At 65.3% G+C, this 24,385-nt stretch carries 28 protein-coding genes; 20 read left to right on the top strand and 8 right to left on the bottom strand.

Features of this window, described 5'->3' with window-relative positions:
• The first annotated feature begins 247 nt into the window (after window positions 1-247).
• Window positions 248-2,917, top strand: a complete 2,670-nt coding sequence (locus VGN68_RS02105) for a sensor histidine kinase KdpD (protein WP_327473451.1) — start codon at window positions 248-250, stop codon at window positions 2,915-2,917.
• Here VGN68_RS02105 and VGN68_RS02100 read toward each other — a convergent pair.
• Window positions 2,878-3,174 carry a hypothetical protein gene (locus tag VGN68_RS02100; RefSeq protein ID WP_293701137.1) on the bottom strand — a complete coding sequence of 99 codons (297 nt, stop codon included), beginning with the start codon at window positions 3,172-3,174 and terminating at the stop codon, window positions 2,878-2,880. The two genes, VGN68_RS02105 and VGN68_RS02100, sit on opposite strands and share 40 nt — an antisense overlap.
• Window positions 3,171-4,223, bottom strand: coding sequence for a Leu/Phe/Val dehydrogenase (locus tag VGN68_RS02095; RefSeq protein WP_327473449.1), 1,053 nt, complete (start codon window positions 4,221-4,223; stop codon window positions 3,171-3,173). Before VGN68_RS02095 ends, VGN68_RS02100 begins: the two co-directional genes overlap by 4 nt.
• A gap of 120 nt (window positions 4,224-4,343) precedes the next feature.
• On the opposite strand from VGN68_RS02095, the gene VGN68_RS02090 reads away from it, so the two are divergent.
• The 8 genes from VGN68_RS02090 to VGN68_RS02055 all read left to right on the top strand — a co-directional run bounded on the left by VGN68_RS02090 (window position 4,344) and on the right by VGN68_RS02055 (window position 11,199).
• Window positions 4,344-4,808: an Lrp/AsnC family transcriptional regulator gene (locus tag VGN68_RS02090; RefSeq protein ID WP_327473447.1), complete on the top strand. Its 465-nt coding sequence runs from the start codon at window positions 4,344-4,346 to the stop codon at window positions 4,806-4,808.
• Window positions 4,809-4,917: 109 nt separating this feature from the next.
• Complete coding sequence (locus VGN68_RS02085) at window positions 4,918-6,114, top strand: CoA transferase (RefSeq protein ID WP_327473444.1); 1,197 nt, start codon at window positions 4,918-4,920, stop codon at window positions 6,112-6,114.
• 167 nt (window positions 6,115-6,281) lie between these two features.
• Complete coding sequence (locus tag VGN68_RS02080) at window positions 6,282-7,511, top strand: acetyl-CoA C-acetyltransferase (protein ID WP_327473442.1); 1,230 nt, start codon at window positions 6,282-6,284, stop codon at window positions 7,509-7,511.
• Between the two features lie 2 nt (window positions 7,512-7,513).
• Window positions 7,514-9,109 (top strand): acyl-CoA dehydrogenase family protein, encoded by a 1,596-nt coding sequence (locus tag VGN68_RS02075; protein ID WP_327473440.1) that lies wholly within the window; start codon window positions 7,514-7,516, stop codon window positions 9,107-9,109.
• Between the two features lie 177 nt (window positions 9,110-9,286).
• Window positions 9,287-9,787 (top strand): helix-turn-helix transcriptional regulator, encoded by a 501-nt coding sequence (locus VGN68_RS02070; RefSeq protein ID WP_327473438.1) that lies wholly within the window; start codon window positions 9,287-9,289, stop codon window positions 9,785-9,787.
• A 60-nt stretch (window positions 9,788-9,847) separates the two neighbouring features.
• Window positions 9,848-10,228: a hypothetical protein gene (locus VGN68_RS02065; RefSeq protein WP_327473436.1), complete on the top strand. Its 381-nt coding sequence runs from the start codon at window positions 9,848-9,850 to the stop codon at window positions 10,226-10,228.
• Between the two features lie 25 nt (window positions 10,229-10,253).
• Window positions 10,254-10,667 (top strand): hypothetical protein, encoded by a 414-nt coding sequence (locus VGN68_RS02060; RefSeq protein ID WP_327473534.1) that lies wholly within the window; start codon window positions 10,254-10,256, stop codon window positions 10,665-10,667.
• 31 nt (window positions 10,668-10,698) lie between these two features.
• Window positions 10,699-11,199: a MarR family winged helix-turn-helix transcriptional regulator gene (locus VGN68_RS02055; RefSeq protein WP_327473434.1), complete on the top strand. Its 501-nt coding sequence runs from the start codon at window positions 10,699-10,701 to the stop codon at window positions 11,197-11,199.
• 66 nt (window positions 11,200-11,265) lie between these two features.
• On the opposite strand, the gene VGN68_RS02050 is transcribed toward VGN68_RS02055, so the two are convergent.
• From VGN68_RS02050 to VGN68_RS02025, 6 genes are all read right to left on the bottom strand, one after another.
• Window positions 11,266-12,012 (bottom strand): FliA/WhiG family RNA polymerase sigma factor, encoded by a 747-nt coding sequence (locus VGN68_RS02050; RefSeq protein WP_327473432.1) that lies wholly within the window; start codon window positions 12,010-12,012, stop codon window positions 11,266-11,268.
• Window positions 12,002-14,125 (bottom strand): flagellar biosynthesis protein FlhA, encoded by a 2,124-nt coding sequence (flhA, locus tag VGN68_RS02045; RefSeq protein WP_327473430.1) that lies wholly within the window; start codon window positions 14,123-14,125, stop codon window positions 12,002-12,004. Before flhA ends, VGN68_RS02050 begins: the two co-directional genes overlap by 11 nt.
• Window positions 14,122-14,946: a transglycosylase SLT domain-containing protein gene (locus tag VGN68_RS02040; RefSeq protein WP_327473428.1), complete on the bottom strand. Its 825-nt coding sequence runs from the start codon at window positions 14,944-14,946 to the stop codon at window positions 14,122-14,124. Before VGN68_RS02040 ends, flhA begins: the two co-directional genes overlap by 4 nt.
• A 92-nt stretch (window positions 14,947-15,038) precedes the next feature.
• On the bottom strand, window positions 15,039-15,338 hold the full coding sequence (locus VGN68_RS02035; RefSeq protein ID WP_327473426.1) for a hypothetical protein: 300 nt from the start codon (window positions 15,336-15,338) through the stop codon (window positions 15,039-15,041).
• The gene (gene flgM / locus VGN68_RS02030; protein WP_327473424.1) at window positions 15,335-15,640 is read right to left on the bottom strand and encodes a flagellar biosynthesis anti-sigma factor FlgM; all 306 of its coding nucleotides are present in this window, start codon (window positions 15,638-15,640) and stop codon (window positions 15,335-15,337) included. The genes VGN68_RS02035 and flgM overlap by 4 nt, the downstream gene beginning before the upstream one ends.
• Window positions 15,641-15,812: 172 nt before the next feature.
• Window positions 15,813-16,331, bottom strand: coding sequence for a flagella basal body P-ring formation protein FlgA (locus VGN68_RS02025; protein ID WP_327473422.1), 519 nt, complete (start codon window positions 16,329-16,331; stop codon window positions 15,813-15,815).
• A 257-nt stretch (window positions 16,332-16,588) separates the two neighbouring features.
• Here VGN68_RS02025 and flgB point away from each other — a divergent pair, with 257 nt between their 5' ends.
• Genes flgB through VGN68_RS01970 form a run of 11 tightly spaced genes read left to right on the top strand, consistent with a single transcriptional unit; the run spans window position 16,589 to window position 24,329 of the window.
• Window positions 16,589-16,942: a flagellar basal body rod protein FlgB gene (flgB, locus tag VGN68_RS02020; RefSeq protein ID WP_327473420.1), complete on the top strand. Its 354-nt coding sequence runs from the start codon at window positions 16,589-16,591 to the stop codon at window positions 16,940-16,942.
• Window positions 16,939-17,349 (top strand): flagellar basal body rod protein FlgC, encoded by a 411-nt coding sequence (flgC, locus tag VGN68_RS02015; protein ID WP_169714527.1) that lies wholly within the window; start codon window positions 16,939-16,941, stop codon window positions 17,347-17,349. The genes flgB and flgC overlap by 4 nt, the downstream gene beginning before the upstream one ends.
• Before the next feature lies 1 nt (window position 17,350).
• Window positions 17,351-17,647 carry a flagellar hook assembly protein FlgD gene (locus VGN68_RS02010; protein WP_327473416.1) on the top strand — a complete coding sequence of 99 codons (297 nt, stop codon included), beginning with the start codon at window positions 17,351-17,353 and terminating at the stop codon, window positions 17,645-17,647.
• A gap of 13 nt (window positions 17,648-17,660) precedes the next feature.
• On the top strand, window positions 17,661-18,488 hold the full coding sequence (locus tag VGN68_RS02005) for a flagellar hook-basal body complex protein (RefSeq protein WP_327473414.1): 828 nt from the start codon (window positions 17,661-17,663) through the stop codon (window positions 18,486-18,488).
• A 35-nt stretch (window positions 18,489-18,523) separates the two neighbouring features.
• The gene (locus VGN68_RS02000; protein ID WP_327473412.1) at window positions 18,524-19,267 is read left to right on the top strand and encodes a flagellar basal body rod protein FlgF; all 744 of its coding nucleotides are present in this window, start codon (window positions 18,524-18,526) and stop codon (window positions 19,265-19,267) included.
• Window positions 19,268-19,279: 12 nt separating this feature from the next.
• The gene (gene flgG, locus VGN68_RS01995; RefSeq protein WP_327473409.1) at window positions 19,280-20,065 is read left to right on the top strand and encodes a flagellar basal-body rod protein FlgG; all 786 of its coding nucleotides are present in this window, start codon (window positions 19,280-19,282) and stop codon (window positions 20,063-20,065) included.
• Window positions 20,046-20,714 carry a flagellar basal body L-ring protein FlgH gene (locus VGN68_RS01990; protein ID WP_327473407.1) on the top strand — a complete coding sequence of 223 codons (669 nt, stop codon included), beginning with the start codon at window positions 20,046-20,048 and terminating at the stop codon, window positions 20,712-20,714. The genes flgG and VGN68_RS01990 overlap by 20 nt, the downstream gene beginning before the upstream one ends.
• A 13-nt stretch (window positions 20,715-20,727) precedes the next feature.
• Window positions 20,728-21,837 carry a flagellar basal body P-ring protein FlgI gene (locus tag VGN68_RS01985; protein ID WP_414712997.1) on the top strand — a complete coding sequence of 370 codons (1,110 nt, stop codon included), beginning with the start codon at window positions 20,728-20,730 and terminating at the stop codon, window positions 21,835-21,837.
• Complete coding sequence (locus VGN68_RS01980) at window positions 21,834-22,163, top strand: rod-binding protein (protein WP_327473405.1); 330 nt, start codon at window positions 21,834-21,836, stop codon at window positions 22,161-22,163. Before VGN68_RS01985 ends, VGN68_RS01980 begins: the two co-directional genes overlap by 4 nt.
• Complete coding sequence (gene flgK / locus VGN68_RS01975; RefSeq protein ID WP_327473403.1) at window positions 22,160-23,485, top strand: flagellar hook-associated protein FlgK; 1,326 nt, start codon at window positions 22,160-22,162, stop codon at window positions 23,483-23,485. The genes VGN68_RS01980 and flgK overlap by 4 nt, the downstream gene beginning before the upstream one ends.
• A 13-nt stretch (window positions 23,486-23,498) precedes the next feature.
• On the top strand, window positions 23,499-24,329 hold the full coding sequence (locus VGN68_RS01970) for a flagellin (RefSeq protein ID WP_327473400.1): 831 nt from the start codon (window positions 23,499-23,501) through the stop codon (window positions 24,327-24,329).
• The last annotated feature ends 56 nt before the right edge of the window (window positions 24,330-24,385 follow it).

Genomic DNA, 24,385 nt, shown 5'->3' with positions numbered 1-24,385 from the left:
CCGTCGCAAAGACGCGCGTAACCGAGCGTTGCCGCAAAGAGCAGGGCGATCAGGCCGAGCCACAAAATATCGGACATGGATGTTCTCCGGCGAGAGGACTCCAGCAGGGAGCCGGTCAGGATGTGGGCGCCGCTACACCCCTTCGCCGTAAAGTTTCGCGGGCGAATTGGCCGATCCGCATAAAGTTTCCATAAAGTTCGGCGGCCGCCGCTTGGCGTTGGCGATTGCGTTCGTCTAAGTCTTGGCGATGCCGACGCCGCCCTCTTCGGAAAAACGCCCCTCGCCCGAGGCACTGCTCCGTCAGGCGCGGCGGGAGGATCGCGGTCAGCTCAAGATATTTCTTGGCGCGGCACCTGGGGTCGGCAAAACCTATGCGATGCTGCAAGAAGGCGCGGCGCTGAAGCGCGATGGCGTCGACGTCGTCGTCGCGGTGGTCGAAACGCACGGCCGCGCGGAAACCGAAGCGTTGCTGACGGGGCAGGAAATCGTGGCGCGCCGTGAGGTAGAATATCGCGGACAGACGCTCACCGAAATGGATCTTGACGCGGTGCTGCGCCGCGCCCCCGAACTCGCGCTGGTCGATGAATATGCCCATACCAATGTCGAGGGCAGTCGCCACCCCAAGCGTTGGCAGGATGTCGCCGAACTGCTCGACGCCGGGATCGATGTCTATACGACGCTCAACATCCAGCATGTCGAAAGCCTCAACGACGTTGTCGCCAGCTTCACGCGCGTCCGGGTGCGCGAAACTGTCCCCGACAGCGTGTTCGAAGGAGCCGAGATCAAGCTCGTCGACCTGCCGCCCGACGAGCTGATCGACCGGCTGAAGGACGGTAAGGTCTATGTGCCGCAGGAAGCGTCGCGCGCGCTCGGTCATTTCTTCTCCAAACCGAATCTGTCGGCGCTGCGCGAAATGGCGCTGCGCCGCGCGGCGCTCAGCGTCGATCGCCAGATGCTGCACGACTTGGATGCCAGCGGCGTCGCGGGCACTTATGCCGCGGGCGAGCGTATCCTGGTGGCGATCAGCGAGCAGCCGGGTGCCGATGCGCTGGTCCGCACCGCCAAACGGCTCGCCGACGGGCTCAACGCGCCATGGACCGCGGTCCACATCGAAACCCCCCGCAGCGAGAATTTTGACGAGGACAGCAAGCGCCGGATTGCCGCCGCGCTATCGCTCGCCGCGACCCTCGGCGCGACGATCGCGACCATCCCGTCGGAAAATGTCATCGCCGGCCTGCGCGGACAGATCGAGGCGCAGCGCGCGACGCAGCTCATCATCGGCCGCTCGCAGCGTAGCTGGTGGTTCGAAATGCGCCACGGCTCGGTGGTCGAAACGCTGATCCGTGGGTCCAAAGATCTGGCGGTCCATGTCATTCCGTCGCCTGAGACCGCGACGAACGCAGGCGGATGGAAAGGCTGGCTGCGTGGCTGGGGCAAGTCCACCGCTTATGGAGGCGCCTTGGTGCTGATCGCGGCGACGACGCTGCTTGCAAAATTTGCTGAACCGCTGATCGGGCGCGGCGCCGTCGATCTCCTTTATCTGATCCCGGTGATCGTCGCGGCAACGCTTTATGGCCTGCGACCCGGGCTGTTCGCCAGTATCGTCGCTGCGCTCGCCTTCAACTTCTTTTTCCTCGACCCGGTCCACACCTTCACCATCGCCGATCCGCAAAGCGTGTTGACGATGCTCGTGCTGACCGGGGTAGCGGCAGTGACCAGCAACCTCGCCGGACGGCTGCGGACACGCGCCCGGATCGGGGTGCGCAGCGCCGAGGAGAATGCGTCGCTCGCGGCGTTCGGACAGATGCTCGCGCGCGCATCGGACCGCGAGGCGACCGCGGCGGCGACTTGCGACGAAGTGTCGCGGCTGCTCGGGGTTCGCTGTGTCATGCTGGCGGAAACCGACGGCGTTCTGACCTCGATCGTCGCGCGCCCGCGCGAGGCGACCATCTCGCCGATCGATCAGGCCGCTGCCGAGTGGGCCTGGAGCAGCGGCGAACCCGCCGGGCGCGGCACCGGCACGCTGCTTGCCTCCGACTGGCAATTCCACCCGCTCAAGACCAGCCTCGGCGTCCTCGCCGTACTGGGTATTGCGCGCGACGATGACAGCGCACCGGTCGCCGCCGACAAGGCGACCTTGCTCGCGACGCTCATCGGGCAAGCGGCGCTGGCGCACGAGCGCTTGTATCTCGAGGACGAGATGCGCAGCCTGTCGGTGCTGGAGGAACGCGACCGGCTGCGCGCCGCGCTGCTGTCGTCAATCGGCCACGACCTGCGCACCCCGCTGACCGGCGTGACCGCGGCGCTGGAAGCGATCGGTGCTGAATATCCAGGCGCTCGCTCGCTGCCCACAGCGCGCGCCGAACTGTCGCGCCTGCGCCGCTTTCTCGACAATCTGATCGAACTGGTGCGAATCGATGCCGGCGGGATCAACCTGACCATGGCGTCGGTCGATCTGACCGACGCGGTCGCCGGGGTCGTCCACGACCTCAAGGATGTGCTCCGCGGTCATCATATCGATTTTCAGGTTCCGGCCAGCCTGCCGTTCGTCAAGACGGACGAGCGGCTGCTCCACCATATCCTGCTCAACCTGGTGGCCAATGCCGTCCAGCACGGGGGCAACGCAGGACCGATCTCGATTGCCGGTCGGCGCACCCCCGATGCCGTTTTGCTCACCATCCGGGATCGGGGCGAAGGATTGGTGCCGGGCGCGGAACAAATGATCTTTGATACTTTTGCGCGCGGCAAGGGAAGCGATCGCCACGGCGGAAGCGGTCTGGGACTGGCCATTGCGAAAGGATTTTCCGACGCACTCGGCATCCGGCTGGCCGCCGCCAATCATCCTGAAGGCGGCGCCATCTTTACGCTGCAATTTCCTCAGGCGTTAATCGCATCCCCGGTTCCCGATCCCGACTGATCGTCCCTACCGCAGCTGTCCTGCCCGGTTGGCCAGCAAATGGCGCTGGCCACCAGAACGCTCTCGCACAGTTTTGCCGCGATGATCGCGGCGGTGGGTGCGTCCAGATCGTCCAGCGCGGTTTCGATATGGAGCAGGTCGCCATGTCGCTGCGCCGACATCGTCGCCGGCACCAGCGATCGCTGCGCAAACAAGCCCAAGATGCGCGGCAGGGTTTGCGGGTCCGGAACCGCGACGATCCGGAACCGCTGCCTCATGCCGCCAGCCGTCCGGCCGCCCCGATCAGGCGTTCGGCGGTTTCATCGGCGACCGCGGCGGGCGACAGGTTGCGGCGCGCGGCGTCCTCCAGCAGCGCGGTGACGCGCGGGCCGATCTGGGCGACACGGCTCGCGACACTGGCGGCGCTTTCGCCGAGATATTCGGCCGAGACGCTGATGATCCCGCCCGCGTTGGCGACATAGTCTGGGACATAGGTGATGCCCCGCTTGCGCAGCATGTCCGCGATTTCGGGCGTCGCGAGCTGGTTGTTGGCGCCGCCGCACACCAGCTTCGCCTCCATCGCCGCGACGGTCGGTTCGTCGAGCACGCCGCCGAGCGCACAGGGGACAAAGATGTCGGCGTCGACCGACGCAATTGCGTCGGCGCCGACGACGCGCGCCCCCAGAATCGTGGCAATCCGGTCGCGGCGCCCCGGTGCGACATCGGCGATGACCAGCCGCGCCCCGGCATCGGCGAGGCGGCGGCAGAGTTCAGCCCCGACATTGCCGGTCCCCTGCACCGCGACGGTCAGCCCTTTCAGATCCGAGCCGAGCGCGAACGCGGCGCCCGCCTCGATCGCGCCGAACACACCCTCAGCGGTCCATGGCGACGGATCGCCGCCCGCCGCCGCACCGACCGCGGCGAGTCCGGCGACATGGCGCGTCTCGCTGGCGACTTCGTGCATGTCGGCGACGCTCGTGCCGACGTCCTCGGCGGTGACATAGCGCCCGCCCAATGCCGCGACCGCGCGGCCAAAGGCACGGAACAGCGCGGCGCGGTCGAACGGCCCGTCGGGTCGGCGCAGTACCGCCTTGGCGCCGCCAAAGGGCAGGCCTGCCATCGCATTCTTATAGCTCATCCCTTCGGCGAGCCGGAAGGCGTCGGCAAAGGCCTGATCGCGGTCGGGATAATCCCACAGGCGGCAGCCGCCGGCGCCCGGCCCCAATGTCGTCGAATGAACCACGATGATGCCGTCGAGCCCGGCGCTCTTGTCCTCCAGCCGGACGGTTTCGAGGGCGGGCAAACGACCCGAAAATTGCATAACCATGAGGGCCTCCTGTTCTGTGCCTCTTATTGCAGAGGGTCAGAGGTCAATCTTGCTCGATATTTCGGCATTTTGCCGTTAAGCCGGTCAAAATTTCTTCCATTATGACTAAGCGAGGTGGAAATGACCAATCTGGACCCATTCGAGAAAAATATCATTCGCGAGCTGCAGCGCGACGCCAGCCTCACCACCGCCGAGCTTGCCGAGCGCGTCGGGCTGTCGCCGTCGCCCTGCTGGCGGCGCATCGACCGGCTCGAACGCGACGGCTATATCAAGGGGCGGGTCGCGGTGATCGATCGGCGCAAGGTCGGGCTGCACGCGCATATTTTTGCGCAGGTCAAGCTCAACGCCCACGGCCGCGCCAACCTCGACGAGTTCAGCGATGCGATCGCGGCCTTCCCGGAAGTGCTCGGCGCTTATGTGCTGATGGGCAATATGGACTTCATGCTGCGCATCGTCGCCAAAGACATTGATGCCTATGAGGCGTTTTTCTTCGACAAATTGAGCAAGCTGCCCGGGGTGCAGGAAATCAACTCGACGGTGGCGCTGTCGGAGATCAAGTCGACGAACGAATTGCCGATTATCTAGGGCGCGATACCCGCCGCGAGCGCAGCGACCGGTTTGACTCGCGCCGCCGCGTGCGCCAGATGCCCCGGCATGGCGGTTTCGGCCAAGCACGGGAGGGGATCAGCATCAGATGTACGACCTGCTGACCGGCCTGTCAGTGATCGAAGCCTCGTCCTTCGTCGCCTCGCCCACCGCCGGGCTCTATTGCGCGCAAATGGGGGCAGAAGTGATCCGCGTCGACCAGATCGGCGGCGGCCCCGATTTCCGCCGCTGGCCGGTGACTGCGGGCAATGACTCGCTCTACTGGGAAAATCTCAACCGCGCCAAAAAGTCGGTCGCGCTTGATTTAAGTCGGCCCGAGGGGCGCGAACTGTTGCAGGCGCTGGTGCGCGCGACGGGCCAGTTCATCACCAATTTTCCGGTCGGCGGCTTCTTGTCGCATGAGGTGCTCGCCGCGGAACGCGCCGACCTGATCACCGTCCGCATCATGGGCTGGGCCGACGGCTCGCCCGCGCTCGACTATACGGTCAACAACAGCGTCGGTTATCCGCTGCTCACCGGCACCGGCCCCGAGCCCGTCAACCATGTCCTGCCCGCATGGGATCTGCTCAGCGGCGCTTATGCCGCCTTTGCGCTGCTTGCCGCGATTCATCGGCGCACCGCGACGGGCGCGGGCGGCGAGGTGCGGGTTCCGCTGTCCGACGTCGCGATCGGTACCGTCGCCAATCTCGGCGGGGTCGCCGAGGTGCTGTACGGCGGCGCCAATCGCCCGCGGCTGGGCAATGCGGTCTATGGCCTGTTCGGGCGCGATTTTGTCACCGCCGACGGTCAGCGGACGATGATCGTTGTCGTGACGCCGCGGCAATGGGCCAATCTGGTCGCGGCGCTCGATCTCGGCGAAGCGATCGCTGCGGTCGAGGCAGCGCGCGGCGTGTCCTTTGCGAAGGACGACGGGCTGCGCTTCACCCACCGCGACGCGCTCTATCCGCTGTTCGAGGCGGCCATCGCCAGCCGCAGCCATGCCGATCTCGCCGCCGCGTTCGACGCGGGCGGGATCGTCCACTCGCCCTATCGCACGATGCTGGACGCGGTGCAGGATGCGGCGCTTGTCGCCGACAACCCGATCTTCCGGCAGACCGACAACCCCAGCGGCTTTGCCTATCCCGCCGCGGGCGCCTTTGCGACCTTGCCGCAGGACCCGCGCCAGCCGCCGCGCCCCGCCCCGCGCAACGGCGAACATAGCGAAGAAATTCTGGCGGACCGTCTGTCGCTGCCGTCGGGCGAGATTGCCCGACTGATCGATGCCGGTATCGTTGGGGTGGTGTAAGATGCTCCCAATTCTTTTCTGTTCCCCCGCGAAGGCGGGGGCCCATCACCGGCCCTCTCGTCACTCAGCGACTGATCGCGACGGCCGCACCGATCGGATGATGGACCCCCGCCTTCGCGGGGGAGCAGCGAGCCTAATTGATGTGACAAGCAAAGTTGGAGAATGACATGACCCTGCGCCGCGCCGCCATCGTTGCCCCAATCCGTACCGCCGTCGGCAAATTCGGCGGCGCGCTTGCCAGCCTCGATGCCGGGCAGCTCGGCGCGGTGGTGCTCAAGGCGCTGGTCGAGCGAACAAAGATCGACCCGGCGCGCGTCGACGATGTCGTGTTTTCGCAAGGTTATGGCAATGGCGAGGCGCCGAGCATCGGCCACTGGTCCTGGCTCGCCGCGGGATTGCCACTCGAAGTGCCGGGCTATCAGCTCGATCGCCGCTGCGGGTCGGGACTGCAGGCGATCGCCAACGCCGCGATGATGGTCCAGACCGGGATGTCGGACGTCGTCGTCGCGGGCGGCGTCGAATCGATGTCGAACGTCGAACATTACAGCATCGATGTCCGCAAGGGCGTGCGCGCCGGCAATCTGACGCTCCACGACCGGCTGACGCGCGGGCGCTTGATGTCGCAGCCGATCGAGCGCTTCGGGGTGATCAGCGGGATGATCGAGACCGCCGAAAATCTGGCGAAAGATTATGGCATCACGCGCGAGGCGGCCGATGCCTATGCGGTGCAGAGCCATCAGCGCGCCGCGGCGGCATGGGCCAAGGGACTGTTCGACGACGAGCTGGTCCCGGTCGCGGTGCCGCAGCGCAAGGGGGATCCGGTGATCTTTGCCCATGACGAAGGCTATCGCGCCGACGCTACGCTCGAATCGCTCGGCGCCCTGCGCGCGATCGAGGCGAAGACTATTGCGGGCGCGGTGGTGACCGCGGGCAACGCCAGCCAGCAGAATGATGCCGCGGCGGCGTGCCTGGTTGTGGCCGAGGACAAGCTTGAGGAGCTGGGGCTCGAACCGATTGCCTGGTTCCACAGCTGGGCGGCGGCCGGCTGCGACCCCAGCCGGATGGGCATCGGCCCGGTCCCGGCGGTTGAACGGTTGTTTGCGCGCACCGGCCTCGGCTGGGGTGACATCGACCTGGTCGAATTGAACGAAGCGTTCGCGCCGCAGGTGCTCGCGTGCCTGAAGGGCTGGGGCTGGGCGGCGGACGACAGCCGCCTCGACACGCTCAACGTCAACGGCTCGGGCATTTCGCTCGGCCACCCGATCGGCGCGACTGGCGGACGGATTTTGGCGAATTTGACGCGGGAGCTGGTGCGCCGCGACGGGCGCTACGGGCTGGAGACGATGTGCATCGGCGGCGGGCAGGGCATCGCCGCGATCTTCGAGCGCGCCGCCTGAGCATGGCCGATCTTCGTTCTGCGCTCGGGGCCGCCGAGGCCTATCGCGTGGCCGCCGAAACGGCGCTCGCTGACCGACTGACGCAGCGACCGGTCGATCACGAGCAGCGCGCCGCGCATGGCTTTGCGTGGGTGGCGACGACGGTGGCGGCACTCGAAGCGGTACAGGGCTGGATCGAGACCGGGCAGGGTGCGAACCCGCTCGATGCCAAGGTCGCGACGCTCGCCTTTGCCGAGGGGATCGGCCAGCTCGTCGGCGGCTTGCCGATGGGGCAGAACGAGATGTTCCGACCCGCCGACCTGGGCACCGGCGCGGCGGCGCGGGCGCTCGCCGAGGCGTGCGCCGACCTGCTCGACGCCGATCATGCCGCGCTGCGCGCCGATGTTGCCGCGGCGCTCGCGGGTGGCCACTGGCCCAGCGAGACGCTGCACGACGCTGACCTCGACGCGATTCGCGACCAGTTTCGGCGCTTCACCGACGCCGAGATTATACCGCACGCGCATGGCTGGCACCTCGCCAATGCCCTGATTCCCGACGCCACGGTAAAGGCGATGGCCGATCTCGGCACCTTCGGCGTCTGCATCCCCGAGGCGTTCGGCGGACTGGGCCTGTCGAAGCTGGTGATGTGCATCGTCACCGAAGAACTGTCGCGCGGCTGGATCGGCGCCGGGTCGCTCGGCACGCGGTCGGAGATCGCGGGCGAGCTGATCGCGATGGGCGGCACCGACGCGCAGAAAGCCCACTGGCTGCCGCGGATCGCGAGCGGCGAGGTGCTGCCGACCGCGGTGTTTACCGAACCCGATGTCGGATCGGACCTCGGCTCGCTCCAGACGCGCGCGCGGCGGGATGCGGACGGAGCGTGGATCATCGACGGCGCGAAGACCTGGATCACCCACGCCGCGCGGTCGGACCTGATGACGCTGCTGGCGCGAACTTTGCCCGATGCCAAGGGTTACGCCGGCCTGTCGATACTGCTCGTTCCCAAGCCGCGCGGAACGGAAAGCGACCCGTTTCCAGCCAACGGCATGACGGGCAGCGAGATCGAAGTCCTCGGCTATCGCGGGATGCGCGAATATGCGCTGCAATTCGACGCGATGGCGGCGCCCGCCGACGCGCTGCTCGGCGGCGAAGAGGGACAAGGCTTCAAGCAATTGATGCGCACGTTCGAGGGCGCGCGGATCCAGACCGCAGCGCGCGCCGTGGGGGTGGCGCGGCGGGCACTTGAGCTAGGACTGGATTATGCGCTCAGCCGCAAGCAATTTGGCCAGCCGATCGTCCATTTCCCGCGCGTCGCCGACAAGCTGGCGATGAGCCTGGTCGATTTCATCACCGCGCGCGAGCTGAGCCATGCCGCGGCGCGCGCCAAGGATAGCGGCAAGCGCTGCGACATCGAGGCGGGGATGGCAAAACTGCTCGCCGCGCGTGCGGCCTGGTCGAACGCCGATGCCAGTTTGCAAATCCACGGCGGCAACGGCTATGCGCTGGAATATGAGATCAGCCGCATCCTGTGCGATGCGCGCATCCTCAACATATTTGAAGGTGCAGCAGAGATTCAGGCGCGGGTGATCGCCCGCGGCTTGATCGAGCGGCGCAATTGATCGGCGGCTTGCTCGGACGTCATATTTTTATCCGGCCCAAAAAATAATTTGCCCCATAACAGGGTTAATGCGAAAGGCGGCAATCGCCGCGAAGCGAGCATTTTTGGGGGGTTGGATTCCGTTTTGGCCATGCAAAGCGTGGCCGCGTGTCGCCGCCACTAAACTTGATTTCGAATCATGATGCTCTATTCAAATCCCGTGCACGGCGATCCCGACAATTACATCAGCCTGTTGTCTGTCGCGCAGATTGAAACGTTGCGACACGTTTATGAGCACAAAAATTCCAAACAAATTGCGCGGTTGATGCATGTTTCGCCGCATACGGTGGACGAACGGGTTCGACGGGCATTAAAAAAACTCAATGCATCCAATCGGATAGAGGCCGCCCACATCCTGGCAGTTAACGGTGTCTTCGATCATGTTACCCCTTATCAGCCTTTGACATATCAATTGATCGACCTAGCCGACGCCCCCGCGGCCCCCGATGCCGGAACGGGGCGTAGTTCGCTTCGGCGACTTTTCGACATCGGTTTGCCGTTTCCGACCGCGTCCCAGCCGGCCAACCGGCATGGGTTGATGGAAAGGATTATCTGGCCAATCTTGATTGCGTTTGCGACCATTTTGGCTTTCTCCGCGCTCTATTCGATCCTTGTCGGACTTGGTCGGGTGATGACCTGACGTTCGAGCCGAATGCTACGGGGGGGAAACCGGTGGCATTCTTTTTCAAGGAAAAAGAACATGCTGAATGAACGAGTTTCGGCGGCCAAAAAAATCGCAGCCGATCTGCACCAAGCCGAAGACGCCATCGACGAAGCGATGATCCGTATCGCCCAGCTGGCCGCCACCCTGCCCACGGCGCGCCGCGACACGAATATGTCGGCGATCGTCGGTCAGACCGCGATGTCCAAAGTCGCCAACGCGCTCGCAGCGGCCGGCGAAGTCCGCCAGCTGCTCACCGACGCGCACCTGGCGCTGACCGTGACCCAAAAGGAAGTTGGTCTGGGAACGCGCATGTTCGGCGCCGGGGTGAAGCCTGCCAAAGCACAGCTGATCGATCAGGGCAGCAACGATCAGGCGGGTGCCGACATCGCTGCGGTCCCGTTCGCGCAGGCCGTTTAATCATCAGGAAGGGTTAACAGCCACAATGTGGTCCGTGGCGATCTACTATCTGGTACTGCTCATCACCGTGGCCGTCGCGATCAGACGCGGCGGCCCGTTCGAGCGGTGGGCGGCCTATACCGCCTTGATCGCTTCGGTTCTCACCAGCGTTGTGACACCGTTTCCGACCTGGACCGATATTGAACTGAATATCTTTGTGATCGACGTGCTGGTTCTGCTCAGCTTCTGGTTTATCGCCCTGAAGACGCAGAGTTTCTGGCCTTACTGGATCACCGGATGGCAATTAATCGCCATTTTTGGTCACATCCAGAAGTTCATGTTCGCAGAGATATTGGCGCGACCCTATTCGCTCCTGTCGGTTTATATATCCTATCCGATCCTGCTGCTGATCATTTATGCAGCGGGTTCGTCCAGCCGGAATCGCGACGTTCCAACCTGATCCTTGTGGCATCCCAAAAGGTTTTTCGCGGATGCAGCAGTTTTCGAGCCAAGAAGTCGCCGAATTAAAATCGCGGATCGACGCGATACACGAGCTGCTGGCCGGACGCGGCGGCGGCGGATTGTCGGCGCCCGCGCACTCGCGCAACGGGGCCAGCGAGGGGGCGCCGCAAGCGGCGCTGCTGAACCAGCTGTCGCTCAGCATCCAGATCCGGCGCATCCGCCGCAATCATTTTGGCAGCGCCGAACTCGCGGGGCCGATCTGGGATATGATGCTCGACCTGATGCTCGCCGAAAGCCAGGGCCGTGCGCTCAGCGCCAGCGATCTGGCGACGGGGGCCGGGGTGCCGCTGTCGTCGGGGCTGCGGATGATCAGCGCTCTCGAACGGCTCGGGCTGGCGCAGCGGTCGATCGACGAACGCGACCGGCGGCGCACGATCGTCCAACTGACAGCCGACGGCACCGATCGCATGGCAACCTATTTCGAAAAGATCGGCGTGGTCGGGCAGAACAACCAGACGCTTGCCGCCTGACCTCCCTCGACCGGGTGCGATGCCGAACGGGTCGCACACCGCACCCGGTCACTTTTTCGGCCCGTCTCATTCGGTCATCTGGCGCATCATGCGATCAACCTTGGCCATCGCCTCACGCTTGATCTGACAGATCCGCGCTGCGCTGACATCCAGGGTCAGGCCGATCTCGTGCAGATTGAGCTCCTCAAAGAAATAGAGCTGCAACACCATCTGCTCGCGATCCGACAGACAACCGACGCATTGGCGCAGCGCGCCCATCAGATCGGCCTGTTCGCATTGATCCCCGGCGCCGATGCCCTCGTCAGGGAGCAGGAAGGCGCCGATGTCGGTGAGTTCGTCGAGCGAGGTCGATCGGCCATGCGTCGCACTGCGTTCGAGTGCGAAATAATCATCGGCTGACAGACCCAGCGCCGCTGCCATCTCGGTCGCCGCGGGGGCGCGCATCAACTGTTGCTCCAGCGCCGCGCGCGTCGCTTGGATGCGTTTCGTCGCGACCATCGCCGAACGACCGACATCGGCCTCGCGGCGCAGCTGGTCGATCATCGCGCCGCGGATGCGCGTCGTCGCATAGGTGGCAAAGGCAAAGCCGCGCTCTTCATAATTCTGGCTCGCTTCGATCAGCGCGATCAGCCCGGTCTGGATCAGATCGTCGAGTTCGCTCGTCCGCGACACCCGCGAAAATACCTGCCACGCGATCTTGCGGACCAGCGGCGCATATTCATCGACCAGCGCCTCGACGCTTTCGCCGTAACCGCGCGCGCGCGGGGCGCGGGGCGTCGCTGCGGCGAATTGCTCGGCGGGCTCAATTCTCATGCGCTTGGTCCTCCCTGTTGGCGTCCGACCCGGTCGCAAGCCGCGGTACGTCGGCGCCGATCGTCGCAACGATTTCGGTCTGCTTGCTGGCCGGGATCTCGAGGTAGGAAATCACGGCGACGTCGGGGAATGTGGCGCGGATCAAGCGCGACAGCGCCGAACGGCAGATCGGCGAGGCGACCAGCGCAAAGCTGCGCGTCTGGAGCAGCAGCGGTTCGACCGCCTGTCCGACCTGTTCGATGATCTTCATCGCCATGCCATGTTCGAACGGCCATTCGGCCCCCGGATTGGCGCGCACCGACTGGTTGAGCAGCACTTCGATCTCGGGGCTGAAGGTAACGACGGGCAGCGGCATCCGGCTCGGCACGATTGTCTGGACGATCAGTGCGCCGATGCGCTGGCGCACCGCCTCGACCAGGTCGACTTCGCCCAACTGCTGCGCCGCGGTCGCGACCATCGCCTCGGCAATCTTGCGGAAATCGCGCAGCGGCACGCGCTCGACCAGCAGCGACTTGCACAGGCTGGCGACGCGCGGCAACGGATAGCCCTGCGGGCTGAGGTTCTGCGCAAGCTGCGGATAATGGATCTTGAGATTGTCGATCAGCGACTGCGCATCGTCGATCCCGAACAGGTCGGCCGCGGCGCCGACGATGCTGTTGTTGAGGTGGGTGGCGACGACAGTTGCCGGATCGACGACGGTATAGCCCGCGGCGATCGCGTCATTCTGCGTCGCCTTGGGTATCCACAGCGCATCGAGGCCGAAGGTCGGATCCTTGCACGGCCGCCCGATCACCTTGGTGACCAGGTCGCCCGAATCGAGCGCCAGCATCTCATTGGGGAACACCTCGTCCTCGCCGACGATCACCCCGGCGACCGAGATGCGATAGACGTTGCCGGGCAGCGACAGATCGTCGCTGACCTTCACCGGCGGCACGACGAAGCCGAGTTCTTTCGACAATTGGCGGCGGATGCCGGTGATCCGCGTCATCAGCGGCGCACCCTTGCGGTCGTCGACCAGGCTGACCAGCGCGTAGCCGATTTCGAGCTGGCAGGCGCTGGCGTCGCTGACGTCGGCCCATTCGATCAGCGACGGGTCGGGCGCAGGCGCAGCGGGTTCGGGGGCATCGGCGATTGCGGTCGCGGTGCGGCGCAACTGCCAGCCGATCGCAAAAGACAGCGCGGCGGCGGGCAATACGAGCAGCTGCGGCATCGCCGGGACCATCCCCAGGATGAACAGGATACCGCCGACCGCCATCCAGACTGGCGGCGCCGCAAACTGGCTGCTGATCTGACCGCTCAGGTTGAACGGCGATGCGACGCGGGTGACGATGGCCGCGGCAGCGATCGACAGCAGCAGCGCGGGGATCTGCGCCACCAGCGCGTCGCCGATCGCGAGTGTGACATAGGTGCTGCCCGCTTCGGAAAAGCTGAGGCCGTGGCTGAAGATGCCAAGGATCAGGCCGCCGACAATGTTGACGAACAGGATCAGCAGCCCGGCGATCGCATCGCCCTTCACAAATTTCGAGGCGCCGTCCATCGAGCCGTAGAAATCGGCCTCGGTCGCGACTTCGACGCGGCGCGCCTTGGCCTCTTCGGGGCTGAGCAGCCCGGCGTTGAGATCGGCGTCGATCGCCATCTGCTTGCCCGGCAGGGCGTCGAGGGTGAAGCGCGCCGACACTTCGGACACGCGCCCGGCGCCCTTGGTGATCACCACCATGTTGATGATCATCAGGACGAAAAAGACGAACAGGCCGACGACATAATCGCCGCCGATCATCACTTCGCCAAAGGCCTCGATGACATGGCCCGCCGCCGCCGTACCTTCATGTCCGTGGACCAGCACGACGCGGGTCGAGGCGACGTTCAGCGCAAGGCGGAACAGCGTGGCGAGCAGCAAGACGGTTGGAAAAGACGAAAAGTCGAGCGGCTTGGCCGCCGACAGCGCGACCATCAGGATCGCAAGACTGATCATGATATTGGCAACAAAGCTGATGTCGAGGATCAGCGGCGTGACCGGAATGACCATCAGCCCGACGAGGATCAGCATCCCGACGGGGAGCGCCGAAGCGCCTGCCATCCGGCCGATGTTACCGAGATTCAGGCCGCCGGTCATGCCTCGCCGCCCGTCATCGAAGCGAGCCGCCGATAAGCATCGGCGGCAAAGCCCATCGAAAGTTTGCGCGGCATCGGCTGGATTTCCATCATCTGCAGCGGGGGACGTCCCCCGCCGCCCGCCAGGCCGCTCGAACTGCTCGCCGAAGCGTGCCAGCCAGCGGGGGCGAAGGGTTTCATATTTTCGATCTTGCCGCCGTTTTCGAGCTTGACGCGAAAGCGGTCGCGGATCTCGGCCAGGCTGCGCATACTGCCGTCGGGGGCGTAAAAGACCGATCGGTTGGCCGCCGCCGCCTCGGGCATCATCGGCGCTCCGGGCTGGTCGGGATTGGCGTCGAGCGCGGTCAGGAATTTGGCGGCGCCGCCGCTGCCCAGGAAATGCGCGAGATACAGGTCTACGGGTTCGGCGCTGCGGCCGATCCGGCTTTCCAGATAGTCGCGATTGTCGCCGGTCAGCGCCGCGGCCATCGTTGACGCCGCAGCGGGATCGTCGCGCAGGTCGAAAATCTGTTGGCGCAGCGCCGGGTCGGTGACGGTCAGCCGCCCCGATGGATCGCGGCCGATCGCATCGGCTGCCCAAGCCATGCCATGGTTGGCGCCGTGGCGGTCGAGCGTCGCCAGCCAGGTCTGCTTGGTGAATTGGTACAGCCCGCGCGCCGACGAGGTCGATGCCTTGGCGGTCGGATTATAGCCGCTCTCGACGCGGGCGACATCGACCAGATAGTCGAAATCGACGCCGGTTCGCGCCGACGCGTTCTGCATCGCATCCATGACGGGTGCGGCGACGCGGCGCGCGGTTTGAGGATTGTTGATCGCATTCATAATCTGGTTCCGCTGATGCAGCAGGGCTGTCTCGGCAAACCAAAAGCAATCATCGTGCCATTTACGGTTAACGGCAGAAACCTCTTGGGCAATCAGTAGCTTAACGCGGCTCCGCGGTGATGGGTGCCACGGATGTCATGGTTCCTGTCAATCCGCTGACGCGTCCAGTCCTTCAGGACATTGACGCGGATCGCCGCGGCTTCGAGCTGGCGCAGCGTCTTGCCGATCAGCAGTTCGGCGCGCTGTTCGCTGCCGCGCGGGATGCCCGCGCCGCGAAACAGGATGACCGCGGTCGCCAGCTCTTCGGTGGCGGCAATGATCGCCCCGGCGTCGTGGCCGTCGAGCGCACCGACCAGCGTATCGAGCCGCGATTGGACGTCTTCGAGCATCATTCGACCCCACCGGTGTGGAAATCGATCATCGCGCTGGCAATGATCGCGGGATGGACGCCATAGCTGCCGTTTGCGATCGCGGTGCGCAGCGATGCGACGCGTGCGACATCGACCGGGGGTGCCTGGGTCGCGAGGCTGCCTGCAAGGCGGATCAGCCTTGCGGCGGGCAGGTTGTCTGGGGCCGCTTGCAATTGCGTCGCCGCCCGGGCCGGTTGAGCGGCGGTTTCGCTGGTGGCGCTGCGCAGCGGGGTCGTGCGGGCAATGCCGCCGACGGGTCCGATCTTGCTGCTGTCACCTGACATAAAGGCCTCCATCCCGTGCCGTCAGAAAAGTGACGGCGCGGTTCACGAAGGCTTTAACGGACGCAGATTGGGGCGATTAAGTCAGCTTGCCGCAAAAAAGACAAAAGAAAGGCCCGGTGACGTCGGAAAGCCGACAGTCACCGGGCCAGTGGGCAGGGTAAGGTGGGGTAAATCAGTCGCTGAGCCGCGCGCGCCCGGGGCCGATCACCGTGGCGCTCAGCGGTGATTTGGCGTCGCTGCCGCGCAGGCCGATCGTCTCGCCGACCCTGCCATCTTCGGTCGCGACGGCGGTATAGCTGACCGAAAAGCTTTCGGTGTCGATGGTGACGCGTACATTGTCGCCGCGGCGGATCACCGGGGCGCTGGCCGCGGGGCGGCTGTAGCCGGCGGTTACGGGGGCAGCGCCCGCTGGCATCGTCATCGGCACGCGCAGGCGCCAGCCGAGCGAGGCGCAGCGCACTGCCAGCGTGTTGGCGTCGATTGGGGCGACCGATGCCTGTTCGGGGCAGCGCGCCAGCTTGATGCGGCGATCGACCGGGGTAGCGGTGCGGCCCAGGGCGCTGGCGACCATGGCGGTCAGCGCGTCGATCGTCTGCCAATCTTCATTGGCCTGCTGGGCCACAGCGGGATTGGCGGCGGCGGTAAAGGCGGCGAGGCCGAGCGCCAGGCGGGCAGTGATCTGCTGGGACACGATCCATCTCCTTCGGTCCAAAATGGTCATCCGCCATTTTGCAGGAAGCGTGCCAGTCGCGGATTGCCGCGCGATTGGCGTCCGCGCCGCGCGGCGTTGTCGGTTTTTTGACGAGCGCGGCGGCGAGCCATGGACCACTCGTACTAAGCAACGAAAAATAAACGGAAAAACGTGTTTGGCACGGCGATTGCATCGTTCTTTGTGTTTTCCGCGCGTCCGTGTCGCAATCCGGCCCGGACCCCGGTGAAAGGAATTTGATGATGGCATCCGAGAAACTGTTTGGCCTGCACGCGACGGCGCTCCAGCTGCGCAGCCAGCGCATGATGATGCTCGCGTCGAACATCGCCAATGCCGCGACGCCGGGGTACAAGGCACGCGACCTCGACTTTTCCAAAGCGCTCGATCTCGCTCAGCGGGGCGGCTCAACCGCCGATGCCATGCAGGGCGCCATTGCCTATCGCGTCCCGGTCCAAGCGTCGCTCGACGGCAACACCGTCGAAATGGCCACCGAGCAGACCGCCTTTGCCGAAAACGCGCTCGCTTACCGGTCCAGCCTCTCGTTCCTCAGCGGCCGCGTCAACACGCTGACCCGCGCGATCAAGGGCGAATGACGATGGCCAGCAACTTCTCGGTCTTTGACATCAGCGGCCGTGCGATGTCGGCGCAGCTCGTCCGGCTCAACACCACCGCATCGAACCTCGCCAATGCCGGGACGATCGCGGGCAGCGAGGCCGAAGCCTTTCGCTCGCTCAAACCCGTCTTCCGCACCGTGATGGACGATCATGGCCGCGCGACGGTGCAGGTCGATCAGGTGACGACGTCGAAAATGGCGCCGTCGAAACGCCACGATCCGTCGAACCCGCTCGCCGACAAGGACGGCAACGTCTGGCAGGCCGCGGTCGATAGCGCCGCGGAGATGGTCGAGATGGTCGAGACTGCGCGCCAGTATCAGAACAACGTCCAGGTCCTCGAAACCGCCAAGGGCCTGATCAACGAAACCCTCAGGATGGGACAATAACATGGCCGTCAACAACGTCACCAACGCCAACAATGTCGTGCTTCAGCCCAAGGGCGCCGGGCAGCAGATGGGGCAGAGCGATTTCCTGCGCCTGATGACCGCGCAGCTGTCGCAGCAGGATCCGTTCAACCCGGTCGATAACCAGCAGATGGTTGCCCAGATGGCGCAATTTTCCAGCCTCGCCGGGATCAGCGAAACCAACACGACGCTGCAGAAGATTTCCGAACAGCTCACGGCGCAGACCCAGCTGCTCAAAGACATCAAGGCCGCCACTCCGGCGCCTGCCCCCACCACCTAAGGAAGGATAAGCCATGTCATTCTATACCTCGCTTTCGGGCCTCAAGGGCGCCCAGACCGACATGTCGGTCATCTCGAACAACATCGCCAATGCCGGATCGATCGGGTTCAAGCGCAGCAAGGCGCAGTTCGGCGACATCTTCGCCTCGTCGCCGACCCAGTCGACAAAGATGATCGCGGGCCAGGGCCAGCGCCTCAACGGCATCACCCAGCAGTTCACCCAAGGGTCGTATGAATCGAGCGAAAAGACGCTCGACATGGCGATCGTCGGAGAGGGCATGTTTGTCGTCAAAGGCGATCCGCCGCGCGAACAGGTGACCTACACCCGCAACGGCGCCTTCACCGCGACCCCCGATCGTAACGTGATCGATTCAACGGGGCAGAAGCTGCAACTGCTGCCCGTCGATGCGAACGGCAATGTCACCAACAACACGCTGGCCGGGGCGTTCGATTTTGTCCTGCCGCCGGGCGCACCGAGCGATCCCACCGCGCAGCTCGTCAATGTCTCGATCGGCCTCGACGGCCTCGTCACCGCGACCTTCGCCAATGGCGAAGCGCAGACGCTCGGCAAGGTGGCGATGGCGACCTTCCCCGCAATGGAGGGGCTCCGTCCCGTCGGCGACGCGCATTGGCAGTCGTCGGGCGAAAGCGGCCCGCCGACCATCGACGCCGCGACCAACGGCCCGATGGGCGCGATCCGCTCGGGCGCGCTCGAACGCTCGAACGTCGATATCACCGAAGAACTGGTGATGCTGATCGGCGCCCAGCGCAATTTCCAGGCAAATGCCAAGGCGATCGAGGGCGCGTCGCAGCTGTCGCAAACCATCATCAACATGCGCTGATCCAGCGCGACTGACCGACTGCCGGGAGCTTCCCAATGGACCGCCTCATCTACACCAGCCTTACCGCGATGCGGGGCAGTCAGGCCCGGCAGACGGCGATCGCCAACAATCTGGCGAATGCCCAGACCCCCGGGTTTCGCGCCGACATGGCCGAGGCGCAGGCGCTGTGGCTGAACGGCAGCGGGCACGATGCGCGCGCCATGTCGTCGGAGGAAGTGCTCGGCGCCGACATGCGCGCCGGCACCGTCACCGCGACCGGGCGCGATCTCGACATCGCGGTGCAGGGCGATGCCCTGCTCGTGGTACAGGCGAAGGACGGCAGCGAGGCCTATACGCGGCGCGGCGACCTTCAGGTGTCGCCGAGCGGGCTTTTGACCACCGGAGACGGCCACCCTGTCCAGGGCGGTCAGGGTCCGGTGACGATCCCGCCCGCCGACGCGGTCACGATCGACGTCGAGGGCCGGGTATGGATCGTCCCCGCAGGCGGCGATGCCGAAAATCCGCAGGAAGTCGACCGGATCCGCCTCGCCACCCCGACGGGTTCGGACATCGCCAAGGGTCTCGACGGCCTGTTTCGCGTCAAGGGCGAGGGCATTTTGCCCGACGATCCCGAAGCGCGGCTGATCACCCGCTCGATCGAAGGATCGAACGTCGCTGCCACCACGGCGCTGGTCGACATGATCGAGGCGAGCCGCAGCTGGGACACCCAGCTCAAGCTGGTCAGCGACGCGCGCGACATGGACAACGCGACCGCCAATCTGATGCAGCTTCCCCGTTAAGGAGATAGAATAATGAGCTTCGGTGCCTTGCACGTCGCGCGAACCGGTCTGGATGCCCAAGGCTTCCGGATGCAGGTGATCGCCAACAACCTCGCCAACGTGAACACCACGGGCTTCAAGCGCGACCGCGCCAGCTTTGAAACGCTGAGCTATCAGATGATGACCGCGCCGGGTGCGCCGTCGTCGGCCGAAAACCGTTATGCGACCGGGCTCAATCTCGGCACCGGCGTGTCGCTGGGCGGCACGTCGCGCATCGATACGCAGGGGACGTTCGCCACCACCGGCAACGCGCTCGACATGGCGATCGACGGCGCCGGCTATTTCCAGGTCGAAATGCCCGACGGGCGCACCGGCTATACCCGTGCGGGCAATTTCGGCCGCTCGCCCGACGGCACGATCGTGACCTCGGACGGCAAACCGCTGACCCCCGCGATCCAGATTCCCGAGGATGCAACCAATGTATCGATCGGCGCCGACGGCACCGTGTCGGCGACTGGCGCCGACGGGACGCTGACCGAACTCGGCCGGATCGAGCTTGCGCGCTTTGCCAATCCGGCAGGCCTCCAGGCGATTGGCGACAATATGCTCGTCGAAACCGCCGCCTCGGGCGCGCCGCAGGTTGGCGCCGCCGGGCTGGAAGGCCGCGGCAGCTTGCGCGGCGGGATGCTCGAAGGATCGAACGTCAATGTCGTCGAGGAACTCGTCGACATGATCGAGACGCAGCGCGCCTATGAAGTCAATTCGAAGATGATCCAGGCCACCGACGAAATGATGAAAAATGCCGCGCAGACGCTCTAATCTGTCGATCGGCGTGGCCTTTGCCCTCGCGCTCGTGCCGTTCGGCGCGGCGGCGAAGGACAAATTGCCGCCAGACGCTTTTGCTGCGGCGACGCCGGTGCCCCCGGCGCCGCTGCCCGGCAATGGCTCGATCTTTCAGGGCAGCTATGTGCCGCTGACGTCGGGCGGCCGCGCCGGACAGGTCGGCGACATCCTGACCATCCAGCTCGTCGAGCGCACCGCGGCGACCAAAAGCAATGCGGCCGGAACGCAGCGCGACGGAAATATCGGCCTGACGCCGCCCGCCACCGGGCCGCTGTCGCTGTTCAACCCCAGCGATATCGCGATGGGTGGTGGCCAGGCATTCAAGGGCAAGGGCGATGCGTCGCAATCGAACGCCTTATCGGGTGAGGTCAGCGTGACGATCGCTGCGGTCTATCCGAACGGCACGATGCTGGTGCGCGGCGAAAAGCTGCTGACGCTTAATCGCGGCGACGAACGCGTCCAGATTTCAGGGATCGTCCGCGCGATGGATATCAGCCCCGACAACCGCATCCTGTCGACCCGCGTCGCCGACGCCAACATCCGTTACGTCGGCAAGGGCGAGATCGCGCGCGCCAGCAAGCAAGGCTGGTTGCAGCGTTTCTTCTCGATCATCAGCCCGTTCTGAAAAGGATCATAAAGTGTTCCAGCGTCCCACCCTGCTTGCCCTGATCGCGCTCCTGATCGCCAGCCTGACCTTTGCGGCACCGGCGCAGGCGCAGCGCATCAAGGATATGGGTCAGTTTCAGGGGCTGCGCGCCAACCAGCTCACCGGCTACGGCATCGTTGTCGGGTTGGCGGGGACGGGCGACGACAGCCTCGACTATTCGACGCTGGGCATGAAGGGCGCGATCTCGCGCTTTGGCCTGACCTTGCCGCCGGGGGTCAATCCGGCGCTGAAGAATGCCGCTGCGGTGATGATCACCGCCGAACTGCCGCCTTTTGCCAAGCCGGGTCAGCGCCTCGACGTGACCGTGTCGGCGATCGGCAAAGCCAAAAGCCTGCGCGGCGGCACCCTTGTGCTGGCGCCGCTCTATGGCGCCGACGGTCAGATTTACGCGATGGTGCAGGGCAATCTCGTTATCGGCGGGCTCGGCGTCGATGCCGCCGACGGATCGAAAGTGACGGTCAATGTCCCGTCCAGCGGCCGCATCGCCAATGGCGCGACGGTCGAACGCGCCGTCGATACCGGCTTTGCCTCCAGCGAGTGGCTGACCTTCAACCTCCACCAATTCGACGCCACCAATGCCAAGCGCGTCGCCGACGCGATCAACGCGGCGATCCCGGGCAGCGCGTCGATGATCGACGGCGCCAGCATCGCGATCCGCGCCGCGGGCAATGGCGACGACCGGATGCGGCTGATGTCGCAAATCGAAAATTTGGGCGTCCAGCGCTCCGAACCCTCGGCCAAGGTGATCGTCAATGCGCGCACCGGCACCGTGGTGATCAACGGCGCGGTCCGCGTCGGCACCGCCGCGGTCAGCCATGGCAAGCTGACCGTGTCGATCAAGGAATCGCCGACGGTCGTCCAGCCCGCGCCGTTCAGCCGCGGCGAGACCGCGATCGAGCCGTCGAGCGAGATCGACGTCGCCGAGGAGGTGCGCCCCGCCTTTTTGATGAAACCCAACGCCTCGCTCTCCGAACTCGTCGATTCGATCAACCGCCTGGGCGTCTCGCCCGGCGATCTGGTCGCAATCCTCGAGGCACTCAGCCAGGCGGGTGCCCTCACAGCAGAATTGGTGATCATATGACGACGCCTATTTCTTCGACGCCCGCAGCGCGGCCGTTCGTGCCGGCTTCGGCCACTCCGACGCTTGGCGGCGGGGGCGGTGATGGCGGGCTGCGCAAAGCCGCCGAACAGTTTGAGGCGGTGATCCTGCGCCAGCTGCTCGCGTCGATGCGCCAGGCCAAGCTCGGCGATGACATGATGGGATCGAGCGCGACCGACAATTTCCGCGAAATGGCCGACGCGCGCACCGCCGACTCGATCGCCGCGATGCGCCGGTTCGGCATCGCCGACATGGTCGAGCGCCAGTTCCGCGGCCAGCTCGGCGCCGCGGCTGGAGGCATACAATGAGCGATCTTCTCGGCATCGGCTACAGCGGGCTCAAGGCCTATTCGCGCGCGCTGTCGACGATCGGCGACAATATCGCCAACGCGCAGACCCCGGGTTACGCGCGGCGGCGGCTGGAGATGATGGAGCCCGTCAGCGGCAGCGATTCGATCTTTTACCGTGGCAATGTCAATCCGGCGGGTGTCGAGATCCGCGGGGTCAGCCGCTCGGTCGATGCCTGGCTGATCGAGGATTCGCGACTCTCATCGGGCGATTCGGAGCGCGCGGCAACCAAGCTCGGCTGGCTGGGCAAGGTCGAAGGCGCGCTGAGCGACGAGAGCAACGGCATCAAGACCGGGCTGACCAAATTATTCACCACCGCCGACCAATTGACCGCCGATCCCGCGAACAAGACGCTGCGCAGCCAGTTCCTCCAATCAGCTGACGACATTGCTTCGGGTTTTCGCACCGCGGCGGGCCAGCTCGACAAGATGTCGGACGGGATCGAAGGCGCGGCGGCGAGCACGGTCGAAGATTTCAACGCAAACCTGAACGCGCTCGAACAAATTAACATCGGCTTGCGCAAGGCACGGGCGGGATCGACCAACCAGGCGAGCCTGATGGACGAACGCGACCGGCTGCTCGACCGATTATCGTCGCAGGCCGGGGTCAGCGCGACCTTCGAAAACAACGGGTCGGTGACCTTGCGCGCCGCCGGGTCGGGCGACCTGCTCGTCGGCGGCGGCGCGGTCAACCCGATCGCGGTGACCGCGGCGCCCGACGGCCGCCTGTCGTACAGCGTTGGCGGTTCGCCGCTGACGGTAACAACAGGTTCGCTGGCCGGGCAAGCCGAAGCAGCGAACCATGTCGCCGACCAGCGCGCCGGACTCGATACGATGGCGACATCCTTCGCGGCGCAGCTCAACGCGGCGCATCAGGCGGGCACCGACGCCAATGGCAATCCGGGCGCGCCGCTGTTTACCGGAACCAGCGCCGCAACGATGACTGCGAGCGCGCTGACCCCCGAACAGGTGGCCGCCGCCAGCGCATCGGGCAGCAACGGCAATATGCTCGCGCTCGGCACCTTGCGCGGCGCGGGTGATCCCGAAGCGCGCTGGTCGGGACATCTCGCGACGCAGGCGCAGACGACCGCAGCAGCGCGCGCGCAGGACGCCGCCGCGATGACCCGCGCCGACGCCGCCGCCGCAGCGCGCGACGGGGTGAGCGAGGTCGATCTCGACAAGGAAGCTGCCGAACTGCTGCGCTTCCAGCAAGCCTATCAGGCCGCGGCGCGCACGATCCAGGTTGCGCGCGAAACCATGCAAACGCTCTTGAGCTCGATCTAGGAAGGCGACGACGATGATTAACGCCGTGGGCAATCGCATGACGCGCGAAATCGCGCGCCAGCAGAAACTGGCCGACCAGATCGAGCGGACGCAGATCCAGATTTCGAGCGGTAAGCGGTTGCAACGCATGTCCGACGATCCGGTATCGGCGCGGCGGATCGCCACGATCGGCACGTCGCAGGCGAGTATCACCGCTTGGAACAGCAATATCAACACCGCGACGGCGCTGGTGTCGCAGGCCGACGCGGCGCTGAAATCGGTTAGCAATTTGATGACGCGCGCGCGCGAACTGACGGTTGCCGCGGCGAATGACACGACCAGCGCCGCCGATCGCGCGACGATCGCCGCCGAACTTGGCACGATCGCCGACGAAATCGACAGCCTGGCCGCGGCGCGCGATTCGAACGGCGAGCCGGTGTTCGCGAGCGGCACCGCGCGCGTGATGCGCTTCGATGGTGACATCAGCTTTGCGCCGGTTCCCGCCGCCGCCGACGTGTTTGTCATCGCCGGCAACAGCCTGTCGACCGGCATCCGCGATGCCGCCACCGCGGTCGCCGCGGGGAACAAGCCGGCAATGGGCGCTGCGCTGACCGCGCTCAACACCGCGATCGGCCATGTCGCCGACCGCCATGCCGCGCTCGGCCTGTCGGCGGGGCGGCTCGAACGCATCGGCGACGGTCTCGCCGCGCGCAGCATCACGCTGAAGGACGAGCGCTCGTCGGTCGAGGATACCGACCTGTCGGTCGCGATTGCCGAACTCAATGCGCAGGATCTGACGCTTGGCGCCGCACAGGCGGCCTTTGCCAAGATCAACCGGCAGACCTTGTTCGATATTTTGAACTGATCGGCTCAATCTGGTGGCGCTGCTGCCGTTAAGCATGAAGACGCATTTTGAATTTG

The sequence above is a fragment of the Sphingopyxis sp. genome, from assembly GCF_035998965.1.
Lineage (GTDB): Bacteria > Pseudomonadota > Alphaproteobacteria > Sphingomonadales > Sphingomonadaceae > Sphingopyxis.
Note: the sequence above shows the minus strand (reverse complement) of the source record. Positions and strands in the feature narration are given on the sequence as shown.

Coding starts and splice junctions, on each gene's coding strand:
- VGN68_RS02105 (WP_327473451.1), top strand. CDS start 248: ATGCCGACGCCGCCCTCTTCGGAAAAACGCCCCTCGCCCGAGGCACTG.
- VGN68_RS02100 (WP_293701137.1), bottom strand. CDS start 3,174: ATGAGGCAGCGGTTCCGGATCGTCGCGGTTCCGGACCCGCAAACCCTG.
- VGN68_RS02095 (WP_327473449.1), bottom strand. CDS start 4,223: ATGGTTATGCAATTTTCGGGTCGTTTGCCCGCCCTCGAAACCGTCCGG.
- VGN68_RS02090 (WP_327473447.1), top strand. CDS start 4,344: ATGACCAATCTGGACCCATTCGAGAAAAATATCATTCGCGAGCTGCAG.
- VGN68_RS02085 (WP_327473444.1), top strand. CDS start 4,918: ATGTACGACCTGCTGACCGGCCTGTCAGTGATCGAAGCCTCGTCCTTC.
- VGN68_RS02080 (WP_327473442.1), top strand. CDS start 6,282: ATGACCCTGCGCCGCGCCGCCATCGTTGCCCCAATCCGTACCGCCGTC.
- VGN68_RS02075 (WP_327473440.1), top strand. CDS start 7,514: ATGGCCGATCTTCGTTCTGCGCTCGGGGCCGCCGAGGCCTATCGCGTG.
- VGN68_RS02070 (WP_327473438.1), top strand. CDS start 9,287: ATGATGCTCTATTCAAATCCCGTGCACGGCGATCCCGACAATTACATC.
- VGN68_RS02065 (WP_327473436.1), top strand. CDS start 9,848: ATGCTGAATGAACGAGTTTCGGCGGCCAAAAAAATCGCAGCCGATCTG.
- VGN68_RS02060 (WP_327473534.1), top strand. CDS start 10,254: ATGTGGTCCGTGGCGATCTACTATCTGGTACTGCTCATCACCGTGGCC.
- VGN68_RS02055 (WP_327473434.1), top strand. CDS start 10,699: ATGCAGCAGTTTTCGAGCCAAGAAGTCGCCGAATTAAAATCGCGGATC.
- VGN68_RS02050 (WP_327473432.1), bottom strand. CDS start 12,012: ATGAGAATTGAGCCCGCCGAGCAATTCGCCGCAGCGACGCCCCGCGCC.
- flhA (WP_327473430.1), bottom strand. CDS start 14,125: ATGACCGGCGGCCTGAATCTCGGTAACATCGGCCGGATGGCAGGCGCT.
- VGN68_RS02040 (WP_327473428.1), bottom strand. CDS start 14,946: ATGAATGCGATCAACAATCCTCAAACCGCGCGCCGCGTCGCCGCACCC.
- VGN68_RS02035 (WP_327473426.1), bottom strand. CDS start 15,338: ATGATGCTCGAAGACGTCCAATCGCGGCTCGATACGCTGGTCGGTGCG.
- flgM (WP_327473424.1), bottom strand. CDS start 15,640: ATGTCAGGTGACAGCAGCAAGATCGGACCCGTCGGCGGCATTGCCCGC.
- flgB (WP_327473420.1), top strand. CDS start 16,589: ATGATGGCATCCGAGAAACTGTTTGGCCTGCACGCGACGGCGCTCCAG.
- flgC (WP_169714527.1), top strand. CDS start 16,939: ATGACGATGGCCAGCAACTTCTCGGTCTTTGACATCAGCGGCCGTGCG.
- VGN68_RS02010 (WP_327473416.1), top strand. CDS start 17,351: ATGGCCGTCAACAACGTCACCAACGCCAACAATGTCGTGCTTCAGCCC.
- VGN68_RS02005 (WP_327473414.1), top strand. CDS start 17,661: ATGTCATTCTATACCTCGCTTTCGGGCCTCAAGGGCGCCCAGACCGAC.
- VGN68_RS02000 (WP_327473412.1), top strand. CDS start 18,524: ATGGACCGCCTCATCTACACCAGCCTTACCGCGATGCGGGGCAGTCAG.
- flgG (WP_327473409.1), top strand. CDS start 19,280: ATGAGCTTCGGTGCCTTGCACGTCGCGCGAACCGGTCTGGATGCCCAA.
- VGN68_RS01990 (WP_327473407.1), top strand. CDS start 20,046: ATGCCGCGCAGACGCTCTAATCTGTCGATCGGCGTGGCCTTTGCCCTC.
- VGN68_RS01980 (WP_327473405.1), top strand. CDS start 21,834: ATGACGACGCCTATTTCTTCGACGCCCGCAGCGCGGCCGTTCGTGCCG.
- flgK (WP_327473403.1), top strand. CDS start 22,160: ATGAGCGATCTTCTCGGCATCGGCTACAGCGGGCTCAAGGCCTATTCG.
- VGN68_RS01970 (WP_327473400.1), top strand. CDS start 23,499: ATGATTAACGCCGTGGGCAATCGCATGACGCGCGAAATCGCGCGCCAG.